This is a genomic window from Aminobacter aganoensis (assembly GCF_014206975.1).
Lineage (GTDB): Bacteria > Pseudomonadota > Alphaproteobacteria > Rhizobiales > Rhizobiaceae > Aminobacter > Aminobacter aganoensis.
Window position 1 is genome coordinate 722,848 of sequence record NZ_JACHOU010000001.1, and the last position, 22,437, is coordinate 745,284.

Here is a 22,437-nt window from a genome sequence, read left to right on the forward strand (position 1 = left end):
CTTGCGCTTCGGCGCGAAAATCGGAACCGATTTTCGGAGTGCACGATGCACAGATTCACTTTAGAGCGTCCTTTGTACGTCTATTCGGATGCACCGCGCTCTCGAAAGAGGCCCTGAATAAGTCAGCCGGCTTGCCCTGTCACATCAATTCGCTTGAGCCAACCATCAGCGGAACTCAGCGCTTTTTGGCGGCCCGCTTCACCGAACAGGGCGTGTAGCCGCCGGCATGGAGCCGGCCCGTGGTCATCTCGAGCCTGATCGGCAGGTCGCGCATCGCCGACACGTTCAGCTTGCGCGCGGCCGCCAGCGCCACCTCGCCGCAGGCATGCGCGTCCTCGGCCGCATTGTGGTGCTTGAACGAGAAGTCGATGGCGCGACACCTCGTTCAGCCGGTGCGAGGCAAGATCCTGCCACACCGCCTTTGCCATCTTGAGCGTACAGGCATAGTCGATGCTGGGACAGCTGACCCCGTACAACTGATAGCTCGCCCTCAGCACGCTCATGTCGAACGACGCATTGTGGGCGACGAGCAGCGTGTCCGAGAGGTCGGCCTCGAACTCCTCCATCACCTCTGGAAACTCGGCAGCATCCTCGACATGCTCCGGACGGATGCCGTGGACGGCGATGTTGAAGCGCGAGAAACGCATATCTTTGGGGCGGATCAGCCGCTCCTCGACGCGGATCACCGCGCCGTCCTCGATCCAGGCCAGGCCGACGGAACAGGGGCTGCTGCGCTGCTCGTTGGCAGTTTCGAAGTCGATGGCAAGTGCACGCATGAAGTCGATCAGCCCGCCTGCCCGACGCGCTCGAACCACTGGTCCTCGGTGATGACCTCAATGCCGAGGTCGGTCGCAGCCTTGAGTTTCGAGCCCGCCCCCGGCCCTGCCACCACCAGATCGGTCTTCTTGGACACCGAGCCTGCCACTTTGGCTCCCAGCTTCTCGGCCATCGCCTTGGCCTCGTCGCGCGACATCTTTTCGAGCGAGCCGGTGAAGACCACGGTCTTGCCCGATACCGGCGACGACACGTCGCCGATGCGTTCCTCGTCGAGCGGGGTCACTTCCGCCAGCAGCGCATCGAGCACCTGACCATTGTGCTCTTCGGCAAAGAACTCGACCACCGCTTCGGCGACGATGCCGCCAATGCCGTTGACGCCGGTCAGTTCCTGCCAGGCGGCGTTGCCCTTGTCGCCCTTGCCCTCGGGCATGGCGGCAGCCGTTCCCGCCTGCCGGAAGGCATCGAAGCTGATGTAGTGGCGTGCCAGTCGCTTGGCGTTGGTCTCGCCGATGTGGCGGATGCCCAACGCAAACAGGAAGCGAGAGAACTCGACCTTTCGCCGATCGTCGATGGCGGCAAACAGCTTGCGCGCCGAGGTCGCGCCGAAACCGTCGATGTTCTCCAGCTTGGTGAGCGATCCCTCCTGACGCCGCTTGAGCGTGAATATCTCGGCCGGCGAGCCGATATGCAGCGCCGGATCCTGCGACTGGAAGAAGAATTCGATCTGCTTTTCGCCCAGCCCCTCGATGTCGAAGGCGTTGCGCGAGACGAAATGGCGGAGCCGCTCGACCGCCTGTGCCGGGCAGATCAGGCCGCCGGTGCAGCGCCGCACCACCTCGCCCTCCTCGCGCACCGCGTGGCTGTCGCACGCAGGGCAGCGGATCGGGAACTGGTAGGGCTGGGCGTCGACCGGGCGCTTTTCCATGACGACGTCGAGGATCTGCGGGATGACGTCGCCCGCGCGCTGGACGATGACGGTGTCGCCGACCCTGATGTCCCGGCCTTCGCGGATCGGCTGGCCGCTATTGCCGATGCCCTTGATGTAGTCCTCGTTGTGCAGCGTCGCGTTGGTCACCACCACGCCGCCCACCGTCACCGGCTGCAGCCGCGCCACCGGCGTCAGCGAGCCGGTGCGGCCGACCTGGATGTCGATGCCGAGAAGCGTCGTCGTCGCCTTCTCCGCCGGAAACTTGTGCGCGATCGCCCAGCGCGGCGAGCGGGAGACGAAGCCCAGTCGCTGCTGCAGGTCGAGGCGGTCGACCTTGTAGACCACGCCGTCGATGTCGTAGCCGAGCGTCGCCCGGTTGGCCTCGATCATGCGGTATTGCGACAACAGCCCCTCGACGCTGTCGAACACCTTCATCAGCGGATTGATCTTGAACCCGTAGCTGTCGAAGGCCCGGACCATGCCCATCTGCGTGTCGGCGGGCATCTCGCTCACCTCGCCCCAGGCATAGGCAAAGAAGCGCAGCGGCCGGCTGGCGGTGATCGAGGTGTCGAGCTGGCGCAGCGAGCCGGCGGCCGCGTTGCGCGGATTGGCGAAGATCTGCTTGCCGGCTTCGGCATTGCGCCGGTTGAGCTCGGCGAAGTCGGCATGGCTCATATAGACCTCGCCACGCACCTCCAGCACCTCAGGGAAATCGCCCTTCAGGACGTTCGGAATGTCGGCGATGGTGCGGGCATTGGGCGTCACATTCTCGCCGACCTGGCCGTCGCCGCGTGTCGCCGCCGTCACCAGCCGCCCGTTCTCATAACGAATCGACAACGACAGGCCATCGATCTTGGGCTCGGCGGTGATCACCACCGCCTCGTCCGCACCGAGCCTGAGGAAGCGCCGGATGCGGCCGACGAACTCGCTCACGTCCTCGTCGGCGAAAGCATTGTCGAGCGACAGCATCGGCACGACATGGGCGACCTTGCCGAATTTTTCCGAGACGGCAGCTCCCACCGATCTGGACGGAGAATCCTCGCGCACCAGGCCGGGAAAGCGTTGTTCGATGGCGAGGTTGCGTCGCCGAAGAGCATCATAGTCCGCGTCCGAAATCGTCGGCGCGTCCTCGGCGTGATAACGCAGGTCATGGCCTGCGATTTCTTCGGCCAGCCGCGCAAGTTCCGCCGCGGCTTCTGCCTCGCTCAGCGAATCGACTGGTTTCTCGGACATTGTGCGACTCCGGCTGACGTGCGGCGCCACCATAAATGAGGATGCGCCCGGGCGGGAGCCGCCCACCCCGAATTCCACGTCAAATCAGCAGGATCGCGATCGCTCCTGACATAGACCTGTCAATGATGCGGCTCAGGAAGCAGCGGCAACATTTTCGCGCAGCAGCCGCTCTGCGGCGGCGCGAGCCTCTTCGGTGATCGACGCGCCCGAGAGCATGCGCGCGATCTCCTCCTGCCGCGCCGTGCGGTCCATCTCATGGATGCCGGTCGCCACCTTGTCGGTGTTGCCCTTCTTGGAGATGAGGAAATGCGTCGCAGCCCGTGCCGCGACCTGCGGCGCATGCGTCACCGACAGCACCTGAACCCGGCTGGCAAGACGAGCCAGGCGCTGGCCGATGGCATCGGCCACAGCACCGCCAACGCCAGAGTCGATTTCGTCGAACACCAGGGTCGGTGCCGAGCCGCGATCGGCAAGCGCCACCTTGAGCGCGAGCAGGAAACGCGACAGCTCGCCGCCCGACGCGACCTTCATCATCGGACCAGGACGCGTGCCCGGATTGGTGCGCACCCAGAACTCGACCTGGTCGATGCCCTCGAGCATGCGGTTGTCGGCTTCGCTCGATATCTCGACTATGAACTCGGCCCGCTCCAGCTTGAGCGCCGGCAGCTCGGCCATGACCGTCTTGCGTAAGCCTTCGGCTGCCGTCTGGCGCAGTTCCGACAGGCTGGAAGCGATGCGGTCATAGGCATCGCGCGTCGCCTTCGCCTGCTGCTCCAGCACCTGCAGCCGTCCCTCGCCCGCATCGAGGTCGGCCAGGTCGGCAACCATCGTGTCGCGCAGCTGCGCCAGATTGTCGACGGCGACATTGTGCTTGCGGGCGGCGGCGCGCAGCGCAAACAGGCGCTCTTCGGCCTTTTCCAGCCGCTGCGGATCATATTCCGTTGCGCGCAGCGCCGCATCGACGCCGGATTGCGCGGCATCGAGCGAGATCATCGCCTCGTCGAGCGACTTCACCACCTCGTCGAGCAGGCCGGGCACCTCGGCCGCCTTGCGCTGCAGCCGGCGCAACAGGCTGGCCAGCTGCGGCAGCGGCGACGACGAGCCGGACAGCACGTCCTGCGCGTCCTGGATCTCGGAAGCGATCTTTTCGACCCGCATCATGGCGGCGCGCAATTCGGCGAGTTCGCTTTCCTCGCCCGGTTGCGGATCGAGCTTGGCCAGTTCGGTGACCGACGCGCGAAGATATTCGGCCTCGCGCGCCGCAGCCTCGACGCGGGCGCGATGGCGCGACAGCTCCTGCTCGGCCGTACGCCAGAGTTTCCAGGCCTCCGCCGTCGCCCTCGCCTCCCCGACATGGCCGCCGAACGAATCGAGCACCTCGCGGTGGGCGCCACCATCGACCAGTGCGCGATCGTCGTGCTGGCCATGAATCTCGACCAAAGCGCGGCCTATGTCGCGCATCAGGGTCACGCTGGAAGGTTGGTCGTTGACGAAGACACGCGTGCGCCCGTCGGCGGTCTGCACCCGGCGCAGGATGATGTCGCCGTCGTCGTCGATGGCATTGTCGGCGAGCAGCGTCCGCGCCGGATGGTTGCGCGCAACGTCGAAGACCGCCGTCACCTGGCCCTGTGTGGCACCGTGGCGGACGAGCGAAGCATCGCCGCGCGCGCCGAGCGCGAGCGACAATGCGTCGAGAAGGATGGATTTGCCGGCACCGGTCTCACCCGTCAGCACCGACAGGCCCGGCATGAAATCGATGTCCAGCCGTTCGATCAGGACGATATCGCGGATCGACAGGCGCGAGAGCATCTATCGAAGGTCAGGCGCCGGAGAACATCTTCCCGGCCTTGGAAATCCATGAGCCGGCATTTTCACGCGGCTCGAGACCGCTGGTCTGCAGCAGCTTGTACGAATCCTTGTACCACTGGCTGTCAGGATAGTTCTGGCCGAGCACGGCAGCTGCCGTCTGGGCTTCCGAGGTCAGGCCCATCGCGTAGTAGGTCTCGACAAGACGGGCGAGCGCTTCTTCGATATGTCGGGTGTTCGAGTAGTTTTCGACGACATTGCGGAACCGCTTTGCCGAGGCGATGTATTCGCGGCGCTCGAGATAATAGCGGCCGATCTGCATTTCCTTGCCGGCGAGTTGGTCGCGGGCGAAGCGGATCTTGGCGTTGGCGTCGTCGACATATTCCGACGCCGGCCAGCGCTGCACGACCTCGGTCATCGCCTCGATGGTGCGGCGGGCTTCCTTCTGGTCCTGCGTCACGTCGCGGATCTGGCGGAAATAGCTGAGGCCGATGATGTATTGCGCGTAGGCCGCGTCATCGGTCGACGGGTAGAGCGCGAGGTAGCGCTTGGCCGAATTGATGGCCTCTTCATAGGAACCCTGGCGATAGCTGGCGAAAGCGCCCATCACCATCGACTTGCGTGCCCACTCGGAATACGGGTGCTGGCGGTCGACCGCCTCGAACTTGCGGCTGGCCTCCTTGAGGCGGCCTGCATTGAGGTTGGCGAGGCCCTGATTGTAGAGCACGTCGGCCGGTTCGGTCTGCTCGACATAGGTTGCCAGATCGACATCGGCTTCGCCCGACATGCAGCCGGACAGCGCAAGCGTCGGAGCGACGAGCGAAAGCGCCACAACCAGAGGCTTCACGCGCAATTTCGATCGATCGGCTCGTATCAATGACATCACAGAGTTTCGCCCCTTTGGCGCTGTTTCGCTTTTAGGCAATGGCCATAGATCACAACTGGCCGTGCCGGGCAACGCTATCAGCCGGCAATCGCGCAATTTTGTGGCAGGTCAAGATGCATGCCATTTCGCCGGGCGAGTGGTGCAGCCACGCCACACCGTCAAACCGGCGATTTGCCTTCCGTCAGAGGGTCCAGGGCGCGTGGACTGCGGCACTGACGGCAATCAGTTCGGCCGAACGGCCGCGCTCGCGGCGCGACGTCTCGACGACCTCGAAGGCGGACCGGTCCGAAAGCAGGCGGCGCAACGCAGCCGCGTTCAGCCTGTGGCCGCCGCGATAGGAACGGAAGCAGCCGATGAACCGCGCACCTCCAAGGGCAAGGTCACCCATCGCATCGAGCGTCTTGTGGCGCACGAATTCGTTCGGAAAACGCAAGCCTTCGATGTTGATGATCTGGTTGTCGTCGCCGATGACGACGGAATTCTCGAGCGACGAACCGAGTGCGTAGCCGGCTGCCCACAGGCGCTCGACGTCCTTCATGAAGCCGAAGGTGCGGGCACGCGAGATGTCGCGGCGGAAGATGTCGTCGTTGATGTCGGAAGCAAAGGACTGGCGGCCGATCGCCGGGCTTTCGAAATCGATCTCGACCTCGAATCGCGTGCCGCCATAGGGGCGGAACTCGGCCCACGAGGCGCCGCTTTCGATTCGCACCGGCTTGAGAACGCGGATGTAGCGGCGCTTGACGCCCTGCACCTCGATGCCCGCTTGGTCGATGGCTTCGACAAACTGCGCAGCACTGCCGTCGAGGATCGGAATTTCGGCGCCTTCGACTTCGATCACCAGATTGTCGATGCCGAGGCCGAACAGGGCGGCCATCAGATGTTCGATCGTGGCGACATGCTGGCCGGCGGGGTCACCAAGCAAGGTGCAAAGGTCGGTCGCACCCACTTCTGACACAATTGCGCGGAATTCTCGGTCAGCAACCTGAAACACCACGCCCGTATCCGCGTCTGCCGGCGCGAAATGGATGGCTACCGGTTTGCCGCTATGAACGCCAATGCCCGACAGCGTGACACGCGATTTGAGTGTTGTCTGATAGTCCTGCAAGTCGATCCCCATATGCCCGTCCAATCAGGCCCGTTCCATCGCGTTGCAGCGACGGGCCCTTGTCGGCTCTGATGGACGGGGCCTCATCCCCACTGCACCCGTCCGGCCGACCTTGAGGCGCCATGCATCCGCCTGAACCGGCGAAAGACGTCCCAACATTCCAACTCTGCATGCATCACGCAAAATCCAGGACAGACGTCCCGTCGGATGCACCAATCGGCGCGAAGATAGTCTTCCGGATGATAGACTCCAAATCACGGTTTCTTACTCTGTGTAACTGCCGAGACGCTTCGACTCGCCCCGTCAAGTCAATGATTTGACTGATCTTTTCAGATCAAAAGGCGGGCGTCGAGACGCCCGCCTTTCAAACAGTGTTACTGCTCGTTCACAGTTCAGTTGGCTTGCCGGCGAAGGAACGCCGGAATCTCCAGCTGGTCGTCTTCCTGAGTCCGTGCCTGCGGTGCCAAGCGGCCGTGCTCATCGAGCTGTCCGCGGCGCGGCGCGTAGAGCTGCGATTCCTGGCCGGTGACGCGGCGCTGCTCCGGCGCGGGCTGGCGCAGCTTCGGCTCGCGCGGCTGCGCGGGCTGCAGGCGTGCCGGCTCTTCCTCGCGGCGGGTCAGGCCGCTCGTCAGGCGCTTGAGCAGGCCCATCGGACCGCGGTCCTCATGGTCCGCCGGCTGGGCCTTGGCTTCCACCTCGGCCTTCACCATCGGCGGGAAGTCCTCGACGCGCGGCATGCGGGCCTGGACCGGCGCTGGCTGCATCATTTCGCGCTGCGGTGCCACCTGCGGCTGGGCCACCGGCTGCGGAACCGGCTGGTGGAACTGCTGCGGCTGCGGCTGGTACTGCTGGACCTGCGGCTGGGCAGGCGGAGCGGCAAACAGCTTGCTCTGCGGACGGAACTCTTCACCCTGCGGTGCGGCCGGGCGTGGCTGGGCCATGGCTGCGGCGTTGGTCTCGGCGAGGCGGATGGCCTCGGCGACCGGGTCGTTGGTGCGCACTTCCATGCGCGGCTGCTCGACCGGTGCCGCCTGCACGACGGGACGAGGTGCCTCGACCTGACGCTGGGCCGGCTTCGGTGCCTGGCGGATGGTCAGAGGTGCAGCGGCCATGTCGGCGGCCGACTTGTCGATGCCGGTGGCAACGACCGACACGCGGATGACGCCTTCCAGGTCCTCGTCGAAGGTGGCGCCCAGGATGATGTTGGCGTCCTGGTCGACTTCTTCGCGGATGCGGGTCGCAGCTTCATCGACTTCGAACAGGGTCAGGTCGCGGCCGCCGGTGATCGAGATCAGCAGGCCCTTCGCACCCTTCATCGAGGTCTCGTCGAGCAGCGGGTTGGCGATCGCAGCTTCCGCGGCGGCCATCGCACGGCCCTCGCCCGAGGCTTCGCCCGTGCCCATCATCGCCTTGCCCATCTCGCGCATCACCGAACGGACGTCGGCGAAGTCGAGGTTGATCAGGCCTTCCTTGACCATCAGGTCGGTGATGCAGGCAACGCCCGAATAGAGCACCTGGTCGGCCATGGCAAAGGCGTCCGCGAAGGTCGTCTTGTCATTGGCCAGGCGGAACAGGTTCTGGTTCGGGATGACGATCAGCGTGTCGACGCACTTCTGCAGCTCTTCGATGCCGTAGTCCGCCGTCTTCATGCGGCGCTGGCCTTCGAAGTGGAACGGCTTGGTGACGACGCCGACGGTCAGGATGCCTTTTTCGCGCGCGGCGCGGGCAACGACCGGAGCAGCACCCGTGCCGGTGCCGCCGCCCATGCCTGCGGTGACGAAGCACATGTGGGTGTTCGACAGGTGATCGATGATCTCGTCGATGCACTCTTCAGCTGCGGCGCGGCCGACTTCCGGCTGCGAACCGGCGCCGAGACCCTCGGTGACATGCGCGCCGAGCTGGATCAGGCGCTCGGCCTTCGACATGGTCAGCGCCTGGGCGTCGGTGTTGGCCACCACGAACTCGACCCCGCGCAGGCCGGCAGTGATCATGTTGTTCACCGCATTGCCGCCGCCGCCGCCGACACCGAACACGGTGATGCGGGGCTTGAGCTCGGTGATGTCCGGCTTTTGCAGATTGATCGTCATAGTCCTCGTCCTTTTTGCCTTTCAAGCCGCTTCGCCGTGCGGCCGCCAATGGGGCTGTCCCCGTCAATTCCTAAAAACTGTCTCTCAACCACTGACTCATGCGATGCAGTTTTCCGCCAGTTCCCGTCGCCCTGAAACGGGAAATCCCTTGCGCCGATTGGCTCTCGATGCCAGCCATCTGCGGGTAGATGAGAAGCCCGACGGCGGTCGCGAAAGCCGGCCCCTTGGCCGCCTCCGGCAGACCTGCCACGCCGAGCGGGCGGCCGATGCGCACATTGCGGCCGAGAATGCGGCGCGCTGCCTCGGGCAGCCCGACGAGTTGACTGGCGCCGCCGGTCAGGACGACGCGCTTGCCGACGGCATTGCCGTAGCCAGACTTGTTGAGCCGGTCGCGCAGCAGTTCGAGCGTCTCGTCGATGCGGGCGCGAATGATCCGCGTCATCACAGAGCGCGGAATCTGCAGCGGCACTTCGTTGTCGTCGACGCCGATCGGCTGGATGCTGATCATGTCGCGATCGTCGGTGGTGCCGGGCAGTGCCGAGCCGTGCATGACCTTGAGACGCTCGGCGTCGTCGAGCCGGGTCGACAGCCCCTTGGCCATGTCCATGGTGACGTGGTTACCGCCGACCGGAATGGCGTCGGCATGAACGAAGCGGCCTTCCGAGAAGACCGACAGGGTCGTGGTGCCGCCGCCCATGTCGATGCAGGCGGCGCCCATTTCGAGCTCGTCGTCGACCAGTGCTGCCAGGCCGCTGGCATAGGGCGTCGCCACCAGGTGCTCGACCGACAGGTGCGAACGGTTGATGCAAAGCTCGAGATTGCGCATCGGCGCCGAATCGCCGGTCAGCACATGCATGTCGACGCCAAGCGTGTCGCCGACCATGCCGCGCGGATCGCGCACGCCACGTTCGGCATCGAGCGAAAACGCCACGGGCAGCGAATGGATGACGTCCCGCTCGGCCTTCAGCGCCTGCTTGGCGCCGGCAGCCAGCACGCGCCGGACGTCGGCTTCCTCGACCGCGTGGCCGCCGAGATTGATCGTGGCGGTAAAAGCCTCGCTCTTGATGCGGCCGGCCGAGAGATTGACGATCAGCGAGTCCGCCGTCAGCCCGGCCATGCGCTCTGCAGCGTCGACTGCCAGGCGGATGGCGTGCTCGGCGCGATCGAGATCGACGACCACGCCCGACTTCACGCCTTGCGATTTCTGGTGGCCGATGCCGATGACCTGGGCCTGGTGAGTACGCCCCTTGAGCAACTGGCTACCTTCGGCCGGCTTCAGCTTGGCCACCACGCAGCACACCTTGTTCGAACCGACATCGAGCACCGTGAGGATGCCCGAGCGACGCGAAACCGGATCTTTTTGACCGCCAAGCCAGCTCATGTTCTGCTCCCCGCCTTCGCCTTGACGACCTTCGGCTTGGCCTTCAGCGCGTCGGCACGACGCTCGACCGCTTCCGGCGTGAGCTGCACCACCAACCTGTCACCGAAACGCATGTCGATCGCCGAGATGTCGCGCGTCAGGATCGCGTCGTCGCGATCGAGTGCAGCAAGATCGGCAAGAGCCGTATCGACCCTGTTTTCCGGCAGCTTGACGGTGATGCCGTTGTCGAGACGCAGGTCCCAGCGCCGCTCACCGATGCGGATGTAGCCCCGCACGCGCGACGCCAGCTCCGGATAGGCCTGGACCTTGGCGACGAAATCGGACCCGCGCTCGGCGGCACCGAAACCAATGACGAGCGGCAGGGAGACCTGGCGCCCGCCCGTGAAGGGAGCAATGACCTTGCCGTCCTTTTCAACGACGCTGAGCTGGCTGCCATGCTGCCAGATGGCAAACGCATCGCGCTCGTCGACACGCACCTCGATGGTGTCGGGATAGACCTTGCGGACGGCGGCATCGCGAACCCAGGGCAGGCTGACGATGCGCTCGCGCGCTTCTTCGGGGTTGAAGCCGACCAGCGACGTCCAGCCATCGAGCTCGAGCTTGTCGAGAATGTCGATTTCGGATGTCTCGCGGTTGCCCGAGACCTTGATCTGGTCGACGGCAAAACCGCTGCGCGCCGTCACGCCCTGGACCAGCGCCGGGAAATGACCGCCGACATAAGCACCATAGAGCGAGCTCGCGGCCAGGAACGCCGCAGTCAGCATCGACGCGGCATAGGGCGGAGGAGTGAACTCCCCACGCCCGAAGCGCGACAGCATGCGAACCGGTTTGCGCAGCAGCCGCGGCAGCACGAAATGCTCCGCGGACAGGGACAGCCCGAAGACGCGCGGCGTTGCGCCGTTCACCCTCCCGCTATCTCCTGATCTCAACGCAAACACGAAGCGTCCTCCACCATCCAACTCAACAACTCACCAAACGTATGCCCGGCATGGGCAGCAATCTCAGGCACCAGCGACGTCGGCGTCATGCCGGGTTGCGTGTTGACCTCCAGCCAGACGACCTCTCCATTTTCGGAATGGCGGTCGTCGTACCGGAAGTCAGACCGGGAGACGCCCCGGCACCCGATCGCTTGGTGAGCCTTGAGCGCCAGTGTTTGTATTTTTTGGTAAATATTCGGTGAAACTTTCGCGGGGCATTCGTGCTTTGATCCCCCGGCAACATATTTTGAATCATAATCGTAGAAGGCGTGCCCGGTCGGGATGATCTCGCAGACGCCGAGCGCGACATCGCCCATCACGGCGCAGGTCAGCTCCCGTCCATGGACGTAGCGCTCGACCATCACAGTGTCGCCGTAGCGCCACTCCGAAGACGAGATCACCTGCGGCGGATGCGACTGATCCTCCTTGACGATGACCACGCCGAAGCTTGAGCCTTCCGACACCGGCTTGACCACGTAGGGCGGCTTCATCGGATGCTGGTCGCCGATCGCGAAACGGTCGAGGACCCGGCTTTCGGCAATCGGAATCCCGGCAGCCTTGGCAACCTTCTTCGACTGCTCCTTGTTCATGGCAAGCGCCGACGCCAGCACGCCGGAATGGGTATAGGGAATGCCGAGATATTCGAGGATGCCCTGGATCGTGCCGTCTTCGCCAAAGGGACCATGAAGCGCATTGAACGCGACGTCCGGCTTGAGCTCGGCAAGCACCGCGCCGACATCGCGACCGACATCAACCCGGGCGACCCGATACCCCACCTGCTCGAGCGCATCGGCACAGGCATTTCCGGACGACAGGGACACAGGCCGCTCGGACGAAAACCCGCCCATCAGGACAGCGACATGCTTCGACTTCATCCCCGGCAATCCCCTCTCAACTCCGAACACAACGCCTTGTTTCCAAAGACCGAATCGCTGCCGTCCGGAAGTTGACGCTCCGGATGAAAACGCGGGTTACGCGTCACGCGACTCAAATCAGGAAACGCTTTAGGTCAGAGAATCAGAGACTTGATTCCGTGGCAAGTGCCGATTGAAATTCATTGCCATTTCGTGACCTCGGGCGAATCCCGGGAACACCTGGATGACAGTGGTGGAAGGCAAAAATCGGGCAGCAAAAAGCCCTCGCTGCGCCACGCATCGAGGGCTGAAATGATTGTCCGGACGGCTGCCCGGAACGGAGTTTCCTAGAGCATTTGCCCAAGAAACTCCTGCACTTCGCGGCCGGCCTTGAACTGGCCGATGCGCTTGATTTCCCAGTGCAGGCGGATGCCCGAATTCTCCAGCACCCGGCTGCGCACCGTCTCGCCGAGAAATTCGAGGTCGTAGCCGGTCGCATTGCCCGTGTTGATCATGAAGTTGCAGTGCATCGGCGACATCTGCGCGCCGCCGATCATCAAGCCACGGCAGCCGGCATTGTCGATTTCCTTCCACGCCGAGCTGCCCTCGGGGTTCTTGAAGGTCGAGCCGCCGGTCTTCTCACGGATCGGCTGCACCGTCTCGCGATGGTGCTGGACCGCATCCATCGCCGCCTTGATGGCGTCCTTGTCTTCCGCGTAGCCCTCGAAGGTCGCCGACGTGAAGATCAGGTCGGCAGCCGCCGACGAGTGGCGATAGCTGTAGCCCATGTCGGCGTTGGACAGCACATGCAGCTTGCCCTGGCGATCGAGCGCACGGACCTCGACGACCCGTTCGCGCGTCTCGACGCCGTTGGCGCCCGCATTCATGCGCAAGGCGCCGCCGATGGCGCCGGGGATGCCGTGGTAGAAATGGAAGCCGCCGATGCCGCTGTCATGGGCGAGTGCCGCGACGCGCTTGTCGGGCGTCGCCGCCCCTGCCCGGATGCCGGTCGGCGAGATCGCCACAGCCTCGCCGAAGCCCTTGGCCGACAGCCGCACGACGAAACCGGGAATGCCGCCCTCGCGCACCAGCAGGTTGGAGCCGATGCCGACGACCATCACCGGGACCTCTTCCGGCACCGCCTTCAGGAAGGCCGCGAGGTCGTCTTCGTCGGCCGGCTGGAACAGCGCCTGGGCCAGGCCACCGGCACGAAACCAGGTGATCTTTTCCATCTCGGCGCTGGGCGTGATGCGCCCGCGAAGTCCGGACAGGCGGTCGCCGAGCTTTTCGATCAGCGCCTCGCCACCCGTCACGATCCGCCCCCGGCGAGTTCGCCCGGCAACGCATAGGCCCATTGCGTGATGTTGCCGGCGCCGAGGTAGACGACGAAGTCGCCCGGCTTGGCCAGTTCGCGCACGATCGGAGCCACGGCAGCGGCACCTTCGATGAAGCGGGCGTCGCGATGGCCGCCGGCGCGGATGCGCGCGGTCAGCGTCTCGGAACTGATGCCGTCGATGGGGTCTTCGCCGGCCGCATAGACGGGTGCGACCATCACGGTGTCGGCGTCGTTGAAGCAAGCGGAGAAATCGTCGAACAGGTCGCGCAGGCGGGTGAAGCGATGCGGCTGGGCAATGGCGATGACGCGGCCCTTGGTGGCCTCGCGCGCCGCACTCAGCACCGCCTTGATCTCGACCGGATGATGGCCGTAATCGTCGAACACCTCGACACCGTTCCACGAACCGGTATGGGTGAAGCGCCGCTTGACGCCACCGAACGAAAGCAGCCCCTGTTTCACCGCCTCGGCGGAAATACCGAGTTCGGTGGCGACAGCGATGGCGGCAGTCGCGTTGGAGACGTTGTGGCGTCCCGGCATCGGCAGGCGCAGGCCCTCTATGGTGGTCGCCGTCGCCGACTTGCGGCTGCGGATCACCACGTCGAAGACCGAAACCGCGCCGTCCATGCGGTGGTTGGTGAAGCGCACATCGGCCTGGGCGTTTTCGCCATAGGTGATGACGCGGCGATCCTCGATGTGGCTGACCAGCGCCTGCACTTCGGGATGGTCGGTGCACATCACGCCGAAGCCGTAGAACGGAACGTTCTCGACGAACTGGCGGAACGCCTCGCGCACCTTGTCGAAGGTGCCGTAGTGGTCGAGGTGCTCGGGATCGATGTTGGTGACGACGGCGACATCGGCCGGCAGCTTGAGGAACGTGCCGTCGCTCTCGTCGGCTTCCACCACCATCCACTCGCCCTCGCCCATGCGGGCGTTGGTGCCGTAGGCGTTGATGATGCCGCCATTGATGACTGTCGGATCGAGCCCGCCGGCGTCGAGCAGCGTCGCCACCATCGAGGTCGTTGTGGTCTTGCCGTGAGTGCCGCCGATGGCCACCGCGTTGCGGAAGCGCATCAGTTCGGCCAGCATCTCGGCGCGGCGCACGACCGGCAGCAGCCTCTCGCGCGCGGCCATCAGTTCCGGATTGGTTTTCTTGATCGCCGTCGAAACGACGATCACCTCGGCGTCGCCGAGGTTCTCGGCCCTATGGCCGACGAAGCACTCGATGCCCTTCTCGCGCAGGCGCTGCACGTTTGCGCTCTCCGACTGGTCGGAGCCCTGCACCTTGTAGCCGAGATTGTGCAGCACTTCGGCAATGCCACTCATGCCGATGCCGCCAATGCCGATGAAATGCACGAGGCCTATCGTCTGCGGCATCTTCATGGCCGCACTCCCTTCCTGAACTCCGCAACGGGTATTTTCGACGCAATAGCCTCTGCGAGATCGGCGAGCAACCGTGTGGCGTCCGCTTTGCCGACTGACTTTGCGGCAGCTGCCATGGCAGCCATGCGCGCCGGGTCGTCCATGGCTCCGCCTATGAGCCCCGCGATCCGCTCGACGGAAAGCGTCGATTGCGGGTGAACTTCGCCGCCGCCGGCCGCAGCCAGGCGCGCCGCATTCGCGGCCTGGTCGTGGTCGAGGGCATGCGGATATGGCACCAGCAGCGCCGGGCGGCCGATGACCGCGATCTCCGAGACGGTCGAAGCCCCCGAGCGCGACATCACCAGATGGGCAGCGGCCATGCGCTGTGCCATGTCGTTGAAGAACGGCGACACATCTGCCGCGATGCCGAGCCCGGCATAGGCCGCCTTGACCTTGTCGGCATCCTCGACACGGGCCTGCTGGGTGATGCGCAAGCGCTTGCGCTGCGCTTCGGGCAGCAGCGCTATGGCGCCAGGCACCGCATCGGAAAAGAACTGCGCGCCCTGGCTGCCGCCGAACACGAGAAGATTGAACGCGTCCGAAGCGCCGGATGCCACGTAAGGCGTGTTCGACGCTTCGATCACCGCCGGCCGCACCGGATTGCCCGTGACCACGATCTTGGCGCTGTTGCTACCCGAGTTTTCCGGCAGGAAGCCGCCGGCAATCGCGTCGACCTTGGCGGCCAGCGCCCTGTTGGCGCGGCCCATCACGGCATTCTGCTCGTGCACCATGGCCGGCACGTTGCGGCGGGTTGCGGCATAGAGCGGCGGCAGCGTCGGATAGCCGCCGAAGCCGATGACCACGGACGGCTTGATCCTGGCAATCACCTGCGAAGCCTGGCGCACGCCGCGCCAGATGCTCCAGAACGCGCGCATCAGCGCAACGGGGTTTTTCGAGCCGATCGTCGACGATGATATCGGATGGATGGCGGCGGCCGGAAACTTGCCGGCGAAGCGCTCGGCGCGGTCGTCGGTGGCGAGATGCACCTGCCAGCCGCGCGCCGTCAGTTCATGCGCCAGCGCCTCGGCTGGAAAGAGATGGCCGCCGGTACCCCCGGCGGCAAGCATGACAGTTCCCTTGGCCATGTTATTCCGCCGGCATTGCGTGCCGCGGCATGGCGGAAAATCCGGTCGGCCTGAGCTTCTCGGGCTTCTTGCGGGTCAGTGCCAGCACCATACCCATCGAGATGGCGATCGCGATCAGCGAAGAGCCGCCATAGGAAATGAACGGCAGCGTCATGCCCTTGGCCGGCATCAGCTGCAGGTTCACGCTCATGTTGATGATCGACTGGAAACCGAACACCACCACCAGGCCGGCCACAGCGTAGCGGGTGAAGTCATCGTGCTCCTTGAGCGCGGTGCGCAGGCCGCGCAGCACGATGAAGGCGAAGATCGACATGATGATCAGGAGCAGCACGATGCCAAACTCCTCGCCGGCCACCGAAAAGACGAAGTCGGCATGGCTGTCGGGAATGACGCGCTTGACCGTACCTTCGCCCGGCCCGACGCCGAACCAGCCGCCATTGATGATCGCATCGCGGCCCATGTCGACCTGGAACGTATCGCCTTCGCCGGTGAGGAAGCGGTCGATACGGCCCGCGACGTGCGGGAACATCGTGTAGGCGGCAAAGCCGCCGCCGAGGCCGACGGCGCCTAGGGTGATGATCCAGAACCACGACATGCCGGCCATGAAGAACATCACGCCCCAGGTGCCGAGCACGAGGATCGTCTGGCCGAAGTCCGGCTGCGCCATCAGGAGCGCCAGGACCACGCCGAGCAGTATCATCGCAAACAGGTTGCCGGGAATGTCGGGATGGCGCTCGTTCTGGGCGAGCAACCAGGCCGAAATGACGACGAAGGCCGGCTTGAGGAACTCCGACGGCTGGATCGAGATGCCGGCCAGCGAGAGCCAGCGCCGGGCGCCCTTGACCTCGACGCCGACGAACAGCACCGCAACCATCATCACCAGCATGATGCAGAGCATCACCAGTGCCATGCGCCTGATCTGCCTGGTGTCGAGGAACGACACCGCGATCATCACCGCCAGCGCCGGGATCGTGAAGATGATCTGGCGTGTGGCGAAGTGGAAGCTGCCCAGGCCGATGCGCTCGGCGACCGCCGGGCTTGCAGCGAATGAAAGCACGATGCCCAGTCCCATCAGCGACAGGAATGCCGCGAGGAACCAGCGATCGACCGTCCACCACCACAGGGCGACGGGACTTCTGTCGAGACGGCTGGCCATTATCTTGCCCCTCCGATAGCGCTGACGCCATCAATAGCATTCACAGCTTGCCTGAAGGCTTCGCCGCGAATCTCGAAGTTCTTGAACTGGTCGAAGCTGGCGCAGGCCGGCGACAGCAGCACCACCGCCTCGCTGGTGTCGTCCCTGGCCGCGTCTTCGGCGGCATGTTCGACCGCAGCCGCAAGCGTGCCCGAAATCTCGTAGGGAACCGCCTCGCCCAGCGTGGCCGAGAATGCCGGGGCTGCCTCGCCGATCAGATAGGCGCGCGCGATGCGCGGGAAGAAGCTGCGCAGCGGCTCGATGCCGCCTTCCTTCGGCAGGCCGCCGGCGATCCAGTAGATGCGCGGGAAGCTTGACAGCGCCGGCGCTGCGGCGTCGGCATTGGTCGCCTTGGAATCGTTGACGAACAGCACATGGCCCTTGCGTGCGACCTGCTCCATGCGGTGGGCAAGGCCGGGAAAGGATTCGAGGCCCGCCTGGATCTCGCCGAGATCGAGCCCGACCTTGAGACAGGCAACGACGGCGGCAAGCGCGTTCTGGGCATTGTGCTGGCCGCGCAACGAGCCGATGCCTTCGAGGAAGGCGATGCGGCTGTAGCGGCCGTCGATTGCCTCCATCAGGTTGCTGCCGTCGGCGAAATAGCCGTCGGTCAGCGGCAGGCGCTTGGAGATGCGCACCACGTTCTTGCCGGCCCGCTCGAGCCGGTCGGCGATCTGGGCGCAATAGACGTCGTCGACGCCGATGATGGCGGTTTCGCTGCCCGCCACCAGCCGCTCCTTGATCGAGGCGTAGTGCTGCATGGTGCCATGACGGTCGAGATGGTCGGGCGTCAGGTTGAGCAGGATGCCCGCCGTCGGGTTGACCGAAGGCGCGAGATCGATCTGGTAAGACGAGCACTCGACGACATAATGCCGCTCCGGCTGCGGCGGATCGAGCGTCATCACGGCGCGGCCGATATTGCCGCCCATCTGCGTGTCGCGTCCGGCCGACTGCAGGATGTGTGCCGTCAGCGCCGTCGTCGTCGACTTGCCGTTGGTGCCGGTGATCGCGATGAACGGTGCGGTCGGCGCGGTGGCGATGCGCTCGCGAGCAAACAGCTCGATGTCGCCGATCACCTCCACGCCGGCGCCGCGCGCCAGTTCCACGGTCCAGTGCGGCTTGGGATGGGTCAGCGGCACGCCTGGCGACAGCACGAAGGACGAGATGCCGGCCCAGTCGGCACCGCGCAGGTCACCCGTGGCGATGCCTTCGGCGGCGGCCTTGGCGACGCTTTCGGGATTGTCGTCCCAGGCCAGAACCTCCGCCCCGCCTTCCGCCAGCGCGCGCGCCGTGGCGATCCCCGAGCCGCCGAGGCCGAAGAGCGCTACTCGCTTTCCCTGAAATGAGGTGGCGGGGATCATGTTGGCCTCAGCGCAGCTTGAGGGTGGAAAGGCCGATCAGCGCCAGGATGACGGCGATGATCCAGAAGCGGATGACGACCTGGCTTTCGGTCCAGCCGAGTTTTTCGAAATGGTGGTGGATCGGCGCCATCAGGAACACCCGCTTGCCGGTCATCTTGAAGAAGCCGACCTGGATGATGACCGACAGCGCCTCCATGACGAACAGGCCGCCGACGATCGCCATGACGATCTCGTGCTTGGTGGCCACCGCAACCGTGCCGATCAGGCCACCCAGGGCCAGCGAGCCGGTGTCGCCCATGAAGATGGCGGCGGGCGGCGCGTTGAACCACAGGAAGCCGAGGCCGGCGCCGATGACAGCACCCAGGATGACGGCGAGTTCGCCGGTGCCGGGCACGAAGTGGATCTGCAGGTATTCGGCGAAAACCGCGTTGCCCGAGAGGTAGGCGATGACGCCGAACGACGCCGCGGCGATCATGATCGGAACGATTGCCAGGCCGTCGAGCCCGTCGGTCAGGTTCACCGCATTGCCGGCGCCGACGATGACGAAGCAGGCGAACGGGATGAAGAACCAGCCGAGATTGAGCAGGAAATCCTTGATGAAGGGGAAGGTCAGCGACGACGAGAACGGCGACTGGCCGTTGTGCATGATGATCCAGGCAGCGATACCGGCGATCACGAACTCGATGCCGAGGCGCGCCTTGCCGGACAGGCCGAGATGCGACTGCTTGGTGACCTTGAGATAGTCGTCATAAAAGCCGATGGCGCCGAAGCCGAGCGTTACGAACAGCACCACCCAGACATAGACGGAGGTGATGTTGGCCCAGAGCAGGGTCGAGCCGATGATGCCGCAGAGGATCATCAGGCCGCCCATCGTCGGCGTTCCGGCCTTCTTGAAGTGCGTCTGCGGGCCGTCGGCGCGGATCGGCTGGCCCTTGCCTTGCCGCAGGCGCAGCGCGTTGATGATCGCAGGGCCAAAGATGAAGACGATCAGCGCCGAGGTGATCAGCGCGCCGCCGGTACGGAAGGTGATGTAGCGGAAGACGTTGAAGAACGACACCTTGTCCGCAAAGTCGACAAGCAAAGTTAGCATGCGTATCCGTCCCCCGAGACCCCGTCAGGTCGGTGTGGTGTTGCCGGCATGCGCCGGGAATGTCTTGATGAGTGCATCGACGAGCCTGGAAAAGCCGATGCCTTTCGACGATTTGATCATGACCGCGTCGCCGGGCTGAAGTGTCTGCAACAGGACGGACTTCAACTCGTCGACACCGGCGCGGTATTCCGACTTGACCCCCTCGGGCAGCGTATCGGCAAGCGCCTTCATCTCCGGCCCGGCCATCAGCACCACGTCGGTCCTGGTCGAGCCGATCAGTTCGGCAAGGCCGGCATGCAGTTTGGCCGAATGCGCCCCCAGCTCCAGCATGTCGCCAAGAACGGCGATGCGCCGCCCTGCCCCGTGGATCGGCGTTGCGTCGAGCAGTTCGATCGCAGCCTTCATCGAAGCCGGATTGGCGTTGTAGCTCTCGTCGATCAGCGTGATCGGCCCATTGGGCAGGGCCAGCACGTGGCGTTGCCCGCGTCCGCTTTCGGCGGTCATCGATGCCAGTGCGGTGGCAACCGTCGGCACGTCGGCACCGCAGAGATGGGCCGCCCCCATGACGGCGAGCGCATTCTGTACTATGTGGCGGCCTGGCGCGCCGATGCGGGCGGGCACGTCGCGGCCACCGATGCGCGCCACGATCATCGAATGGTCGGCCTCCAGCGTGCATTTCAGCAGCCGGAAATTGGCACGCGCGTTCTCGCCATAGCTCATGACGTTGTCGACGCCTGTCGCGCGGGCGAATTTTTCGAGAAGCTTGTAGCGGCCGTCGTCGCGGTTGAGCAAAACCGCCCCGCCGGGTTCGACGCCCTCGAAAATCTCCGCCTTGGCCTTGGCGATCTCGTCGAGGTTGCGGAAGAAGCCGAGATGCGCCGCGGCAATCAGCGTCACGATCGCGATATGCGGCCGAACCATGCGCACCAGCGGACTGATTTCGCCCGGATGGTTCATCCCGATCTCGAAGACTGCGTAGTCGCAATCCTCCGGCATGCGCGCCAGCGTCAGCGGCACGCCCCAATGATTGTTGAAGGATGCCGCCGAAGCATGCACCTTACCGACCGACGACAGTGCATGGCGAAGCGCTTCCTTGGTCGAGGTCTTGCCGACCGAACCGGTGACCGCGATGATCCGCGCCCGCGAACGGGCACGCGCCGCAACACCGGCCTTTTCGAGCGCCGCCAGAACGTCGGGCACCACTATCATCGGCGCCGTCAGCCGGCCGAGCGCCGGCAGTTTGCCTTCAGCGACGACAAGCAGTCCGGCTCCCGCCTTGATGGCGGCGGTGGCGAAGTCGTGGCCATCCATCGCATCGCCCTTGATGGCGAAGAAGGCTTCGCCCGGCTTCAGGCTGCGGCTGTCGATGGAAATGCCCGATATGCCTTCAGGCATCTGGCCGAACGGACGGCCGCCTGTCGCTTCGACCAGGGCCTCGGAGGTCCACAGCAGGCTCATGCCGGGCTCCCGGCGAGCGCGTTGCGCACTTCCTCATGATCGGAGAAATGCAGCGTCTCGGTACCGATCGTCTGGCCTTCCTCGTGGCCCTTGCCGGCGACGATCAGCGTGTCGCCTGCATGCAGCATGCCCACGGCCTCTTGGATCGCTAGCCTGCGGTCGCCGATCTCGATGGCGCCGGGCGCGGCAGCCATGATGGCGGCACGGATCGTTTCAGGCACCTCCGAGCGCGGATTGTCGTCGGTGACGATGGTAACGTCCGCCAGCCTCGTGGCGATCTCGCCCATGATCGGGCGCTTGCCGCGGTCGCGGTCGCCGCCACAGCCGAAAACGACGATGACGCGGCCGGTCGTGAAGGGCCGAACCGCCGCCAGCACGTTCTCCAGCGCATCGGGCTTGTGGGCATAGTCGACATAGACGGGCGCGCCGGCAGCGGTGGTGCCGACGAGGTCGAGGCGGCCAGGCGCGCCTTCGAGATATTCCAGTGCCCCAAGCGCCTTGCCGACGTCGGTGCCGGTGGCGATGGCAAGGCCGGCAGCCACGAGCGAGTTGGCGACCTGGAAATCGCCGGCCAGCGGCAGGTCGATCTCATGGATCGCGCCGTCGCACTCGATCTCGGCGCGTTGGCGATGGCGCTCGTGCTCCACCCGTTTGAGGCTGAGGAAATCGCCATGGCGGCCGACTGTGAGCACCTTCAGGCCGGCGGCACGCGCCGCGTCGATGGTCGGCTTCGACCATGGGTCGTCGGCGAAGACAATCGCCGGAGCGCCCTTCGGCAGCAGGGTGTCGAACAGGCGCAATTTGGCGCGGTGATACTCTTCGACCGTCGGATGATAATCCATATGGTCGCGACCGAGATTGGTGAAACCCGCCGCAGCCAGCCGCACGCCGTCGAGGCGGCGCTGGTCGAGACCGTGGCTGGACGCCTCCATCGAGGCATGCGTCACGCCCGAGGCGGCCAGTTCGGCGAGCAGCTTGTGCAATGCGACCGGGTCCGGGGTCGTCAATTGCCCGTATTCGTTGCGGCCAGGCGCCACCACGCCGGTGGTGCCGATGCTGGCGGCGGCATAGCCCGCATGCTTCCAGATCTGGCGGGTAAAGGCTGCGACCGAGGTCTTGCCGCTGGTGCCGGTGACGGCGACCATCGTTTCGGGCTGGCGGCCATAGAACTTGGCGGCACTCAGCGCCAATGCCAGGCGCGGATCGTCGACGGAGATCACCGGAATGCCGGCCGAGGCAAGGCCCGCCCCCTTGGCGGCGACAATGGCAACGGCACCGCGTTTGGCCGCATCGCCGGCATAGGTGGCACCGTCGGCCTTGCTGCCGGAGACGGCGAAGAACAGCGTTCCTGCCGTCACCTGCCGCGAATCCGACGAAACCCCGTTCACCTCGACATCTCTGGGCAGAACCCCATCGACGGGCAGGATACCGGCAAGGTCAATCAGTTTCATCGAGTTCC

The 22,437-nt window shown here is 65.0% G+C and carries 16 protein-coding genes and 1 pseudogene; all 17 read right to left on the minus strand.

What is annotated here, in order from left to right:
• Window positions 1-175: 175 nt before the first annotated feature.
• The 17 genes and pseudogenes from GGR00_RS03585 to GGR00_RS03665 all read right to left on the minus strand — a co-directional run bounded on the left by GGR00_RS03585 (window position 176) and on the right by GGR00_RS03665 (window position 22,429).
• Window positions 176-776 (minus strand): annotated as a pseudogene (locus tag GGR00_RS03585) (3'-5' exonuclease).
• 8 nt (window positions 777-784) lie between these two features.
• Entirely contained in the window at window positions 785-2,938 is a 2,154-nt protein-coding gene (ligA, locus tag GGR00_RS03590) for an NAD-dependent DNA ligase LigA (RefSeq protein WP_055969677.1), read from the minus strand.
• A 132-nt stretch (window positions 2,939-3,070) separates the two neighbouring features.
• The gene (recN, locus tag GGR00_RS03595) at window positions 3,071-4,747 is read right to left on the minus strand and encodes a DNA repair protein RecN (RefSeq protein WP_055969680.1); all 1,677 of its coding nucleotides are present in this window, start codon (window positions 4,745-4,747) and stop codon (window positions 3,071-3,073) included.
• 10 nt (window positions 4,748-4,757) lie between these two features.
• Window positions 4,758-5,627, minus strand: coding sequence for an outer membrane protein assembly factor BamD (locus tag GGR00_RS03600; RefSeq protein WP_055969683.1), 870 nt, complete (start codon window positions 5,625-5,627; stop codon window positions 4,758-4,760).
• A 184-nt stretch (window positions 5,628-5,811) separates the two neighbouring features.
• The gene (gene lpxC / locus GGR00_RS03605) at window positions 5,812-6,747 is read right to left on the minus strand and encodes a UDP-3-O-acyl-N-acetylglucosamine deacetylase (RefSeq protein ID WP_055969686.1); all 936 of its coding nucleotides are present in this window, start codon (window positions 6,745-6,747) and stop codon (window positions 5,812-5,814) included.
• A 380-nt stretch (window positions 6,748-7,127) separates the two neighbouring features.
• The gene (gene ftsZ, locus GGR00_RS03610) at window positions 7,128-8,822 is read right to left on the minus strand and encodes a cell division protein FtsZ (RefSeq protein ID WP_055969689.1); all 1,695 of its coding nucleotides are present in this window, start codon (window positions 8,820-8,822) and stop codon (window positions 7,128-7,130) included.
• 70 nt (window positions 8,823-8,892) lie between these two features.
• Complete coding sequence (gene ftsA, locus GGR00_RS03615) at window positions 8,893-10,203, minus strand: cell division protein FtsA (RefSeq protein ID WP_055969692.1); 1,311 nt, start codon at window positions 10,201-10,203, stop codon at window positions 8,893-8,895.
• Complete coding sequence (locus GGR00_RS03620; RefSeq protein ID WP_055969695.1) at window positions 10,200-11,141, minus strand: cell division protein FtsQ/DivIB; 942 nt, start codon at window positions 11,139-11,141, stop codon at window positions 10,200-10,202. Before GGR00_RS03620 ends, ftsA begins: the two co-directional genes overlap by 4 nt.
• Window positions 11,129-12,055, minus strand: a complete 927-nt coding sequence (locus GGR00_RS03625) for a D-alanine--D-alanine ligase (RefSeq protein ID WP_055969698.1) — start codon at window positions 12,053-12,055, stop codon at window positions 11,129-11,131. The genes GGR00_RS03620 and GGR00_RS03625 overlap by 13 nt, the downstream gene beginning before the upstream one ends.
• A gap of 326 nt (window positions 12,056-12,381) precedes the next feature.
• A complete protein-coding gene (gene murB, locus GGR00_RS03630; protein WP_184697919.1) occupies window positions 12,382-13,347 on the minus strand; it encodes a UDP-N-acetylmuramate dehydrogenase in 966 nt (321 codons plus the stop codon).
• Window positions 13,344-14,750, minus strand: coding sequence for a UDP-N-acetylmuramate--L-alanine ligase (gene murC / locus GGR00_RS03635; protein ID WP_055969706.1), 1,407 nt, complete (start codon window positions 14,748-14,750; stop codon window positions 13,344-13,346). The genes murB and murC overlap by 4 nt, the downstream gene beginning before the upstream one ends.
• Window positions 14,747-15,874: an undecaprenyldiphospho-muramoylpentapeptide beta-N-acetylglucosaminyltransferase gene (gene murG / locus GGR00_RS03640; protein WP_055969709.1), complete on the minus strand. Its 1,128-nt coding sequence runs from the start codon at window positions 15,872-15,874 to the stop codon at window positions 14,747-14,749. Before murG ends, murC begins: the two co-directional genes overlap by 4 nt.
• A gap of 1 nt (window position 15,875) precedes the next feature.
• Entirely contained in the window at window positions 15,876-17,030 is a 1,155-nt protein-coding gene (gene ftsW, locus GGR00_RS03645; protein ID WP_055969712.1) for a putative lipid II flippase FtsW, read from the minus strand.
• Window positions 17,030-18,430, minus strand: a complete 1,401-nt coding sequence (murD, locus tag GGR00_RS03650; RefSeq protein ID WP_184697922.1) for a UDP-N-acetylmuramoyl-L-alanine--D-glutamate ligase — start codon at window positions 18,428-18,430, stop codon at window positions 17,030-17,032. Before murD ends, ftsW begins: the two co-directional genes overlap by 1 nt.
• A gap of 7 nt (window positions 18,431-18,437) precedes the next feature.
• Window positions 18,438-19,520 (minus strand): phospho-N-acetylmuramoyl-pentapeptide-transferase, encoded by a 1,083-nt coding sequence (gene mraY, locus GGR00_RS03655; RefSeq protein ID WP_055969718.1) that lies wholly within the window; start codon window positions 19,518-19,520, stop codon window positions 18,438-18,440.
• A gap of 24 nt (window positions 19,521-19,544) precedes the next feature.
• Window positions 19,545-20,978, minus strand: a complete 1,434-nt coding sequence (locus tag GGR00_RS03660; RefSeq protein ID WP_055969721.1) for a UDP-N-acetylmuramoylalanyl-D-glutamyl-2,6-diaminopimelate--D-alanyl-D-alanine ligase — start codon at window positions 20,976-20,978, stop codon at window positions 19,545-19,547.
• Entirely contained in the window at window positions 20,975-22,429 is a 1,455-nt protein-coding gene (locus GGR00_RS03665) for a UDP-N-acetylmuramoyl-L-alanyl-D-glutamate--2,6-diaminopimelate ligase (RefSeq protein WP_184697925.1), read from the minus strand. The genes GGR00_RS03660 and GGR00_RS03665 overlap by 4 nt, the downstream gene beginning before the upstream one ends.
• Between the last annotated feature and the right edge of the window lie 8 nt (window positions 22,430-22,437).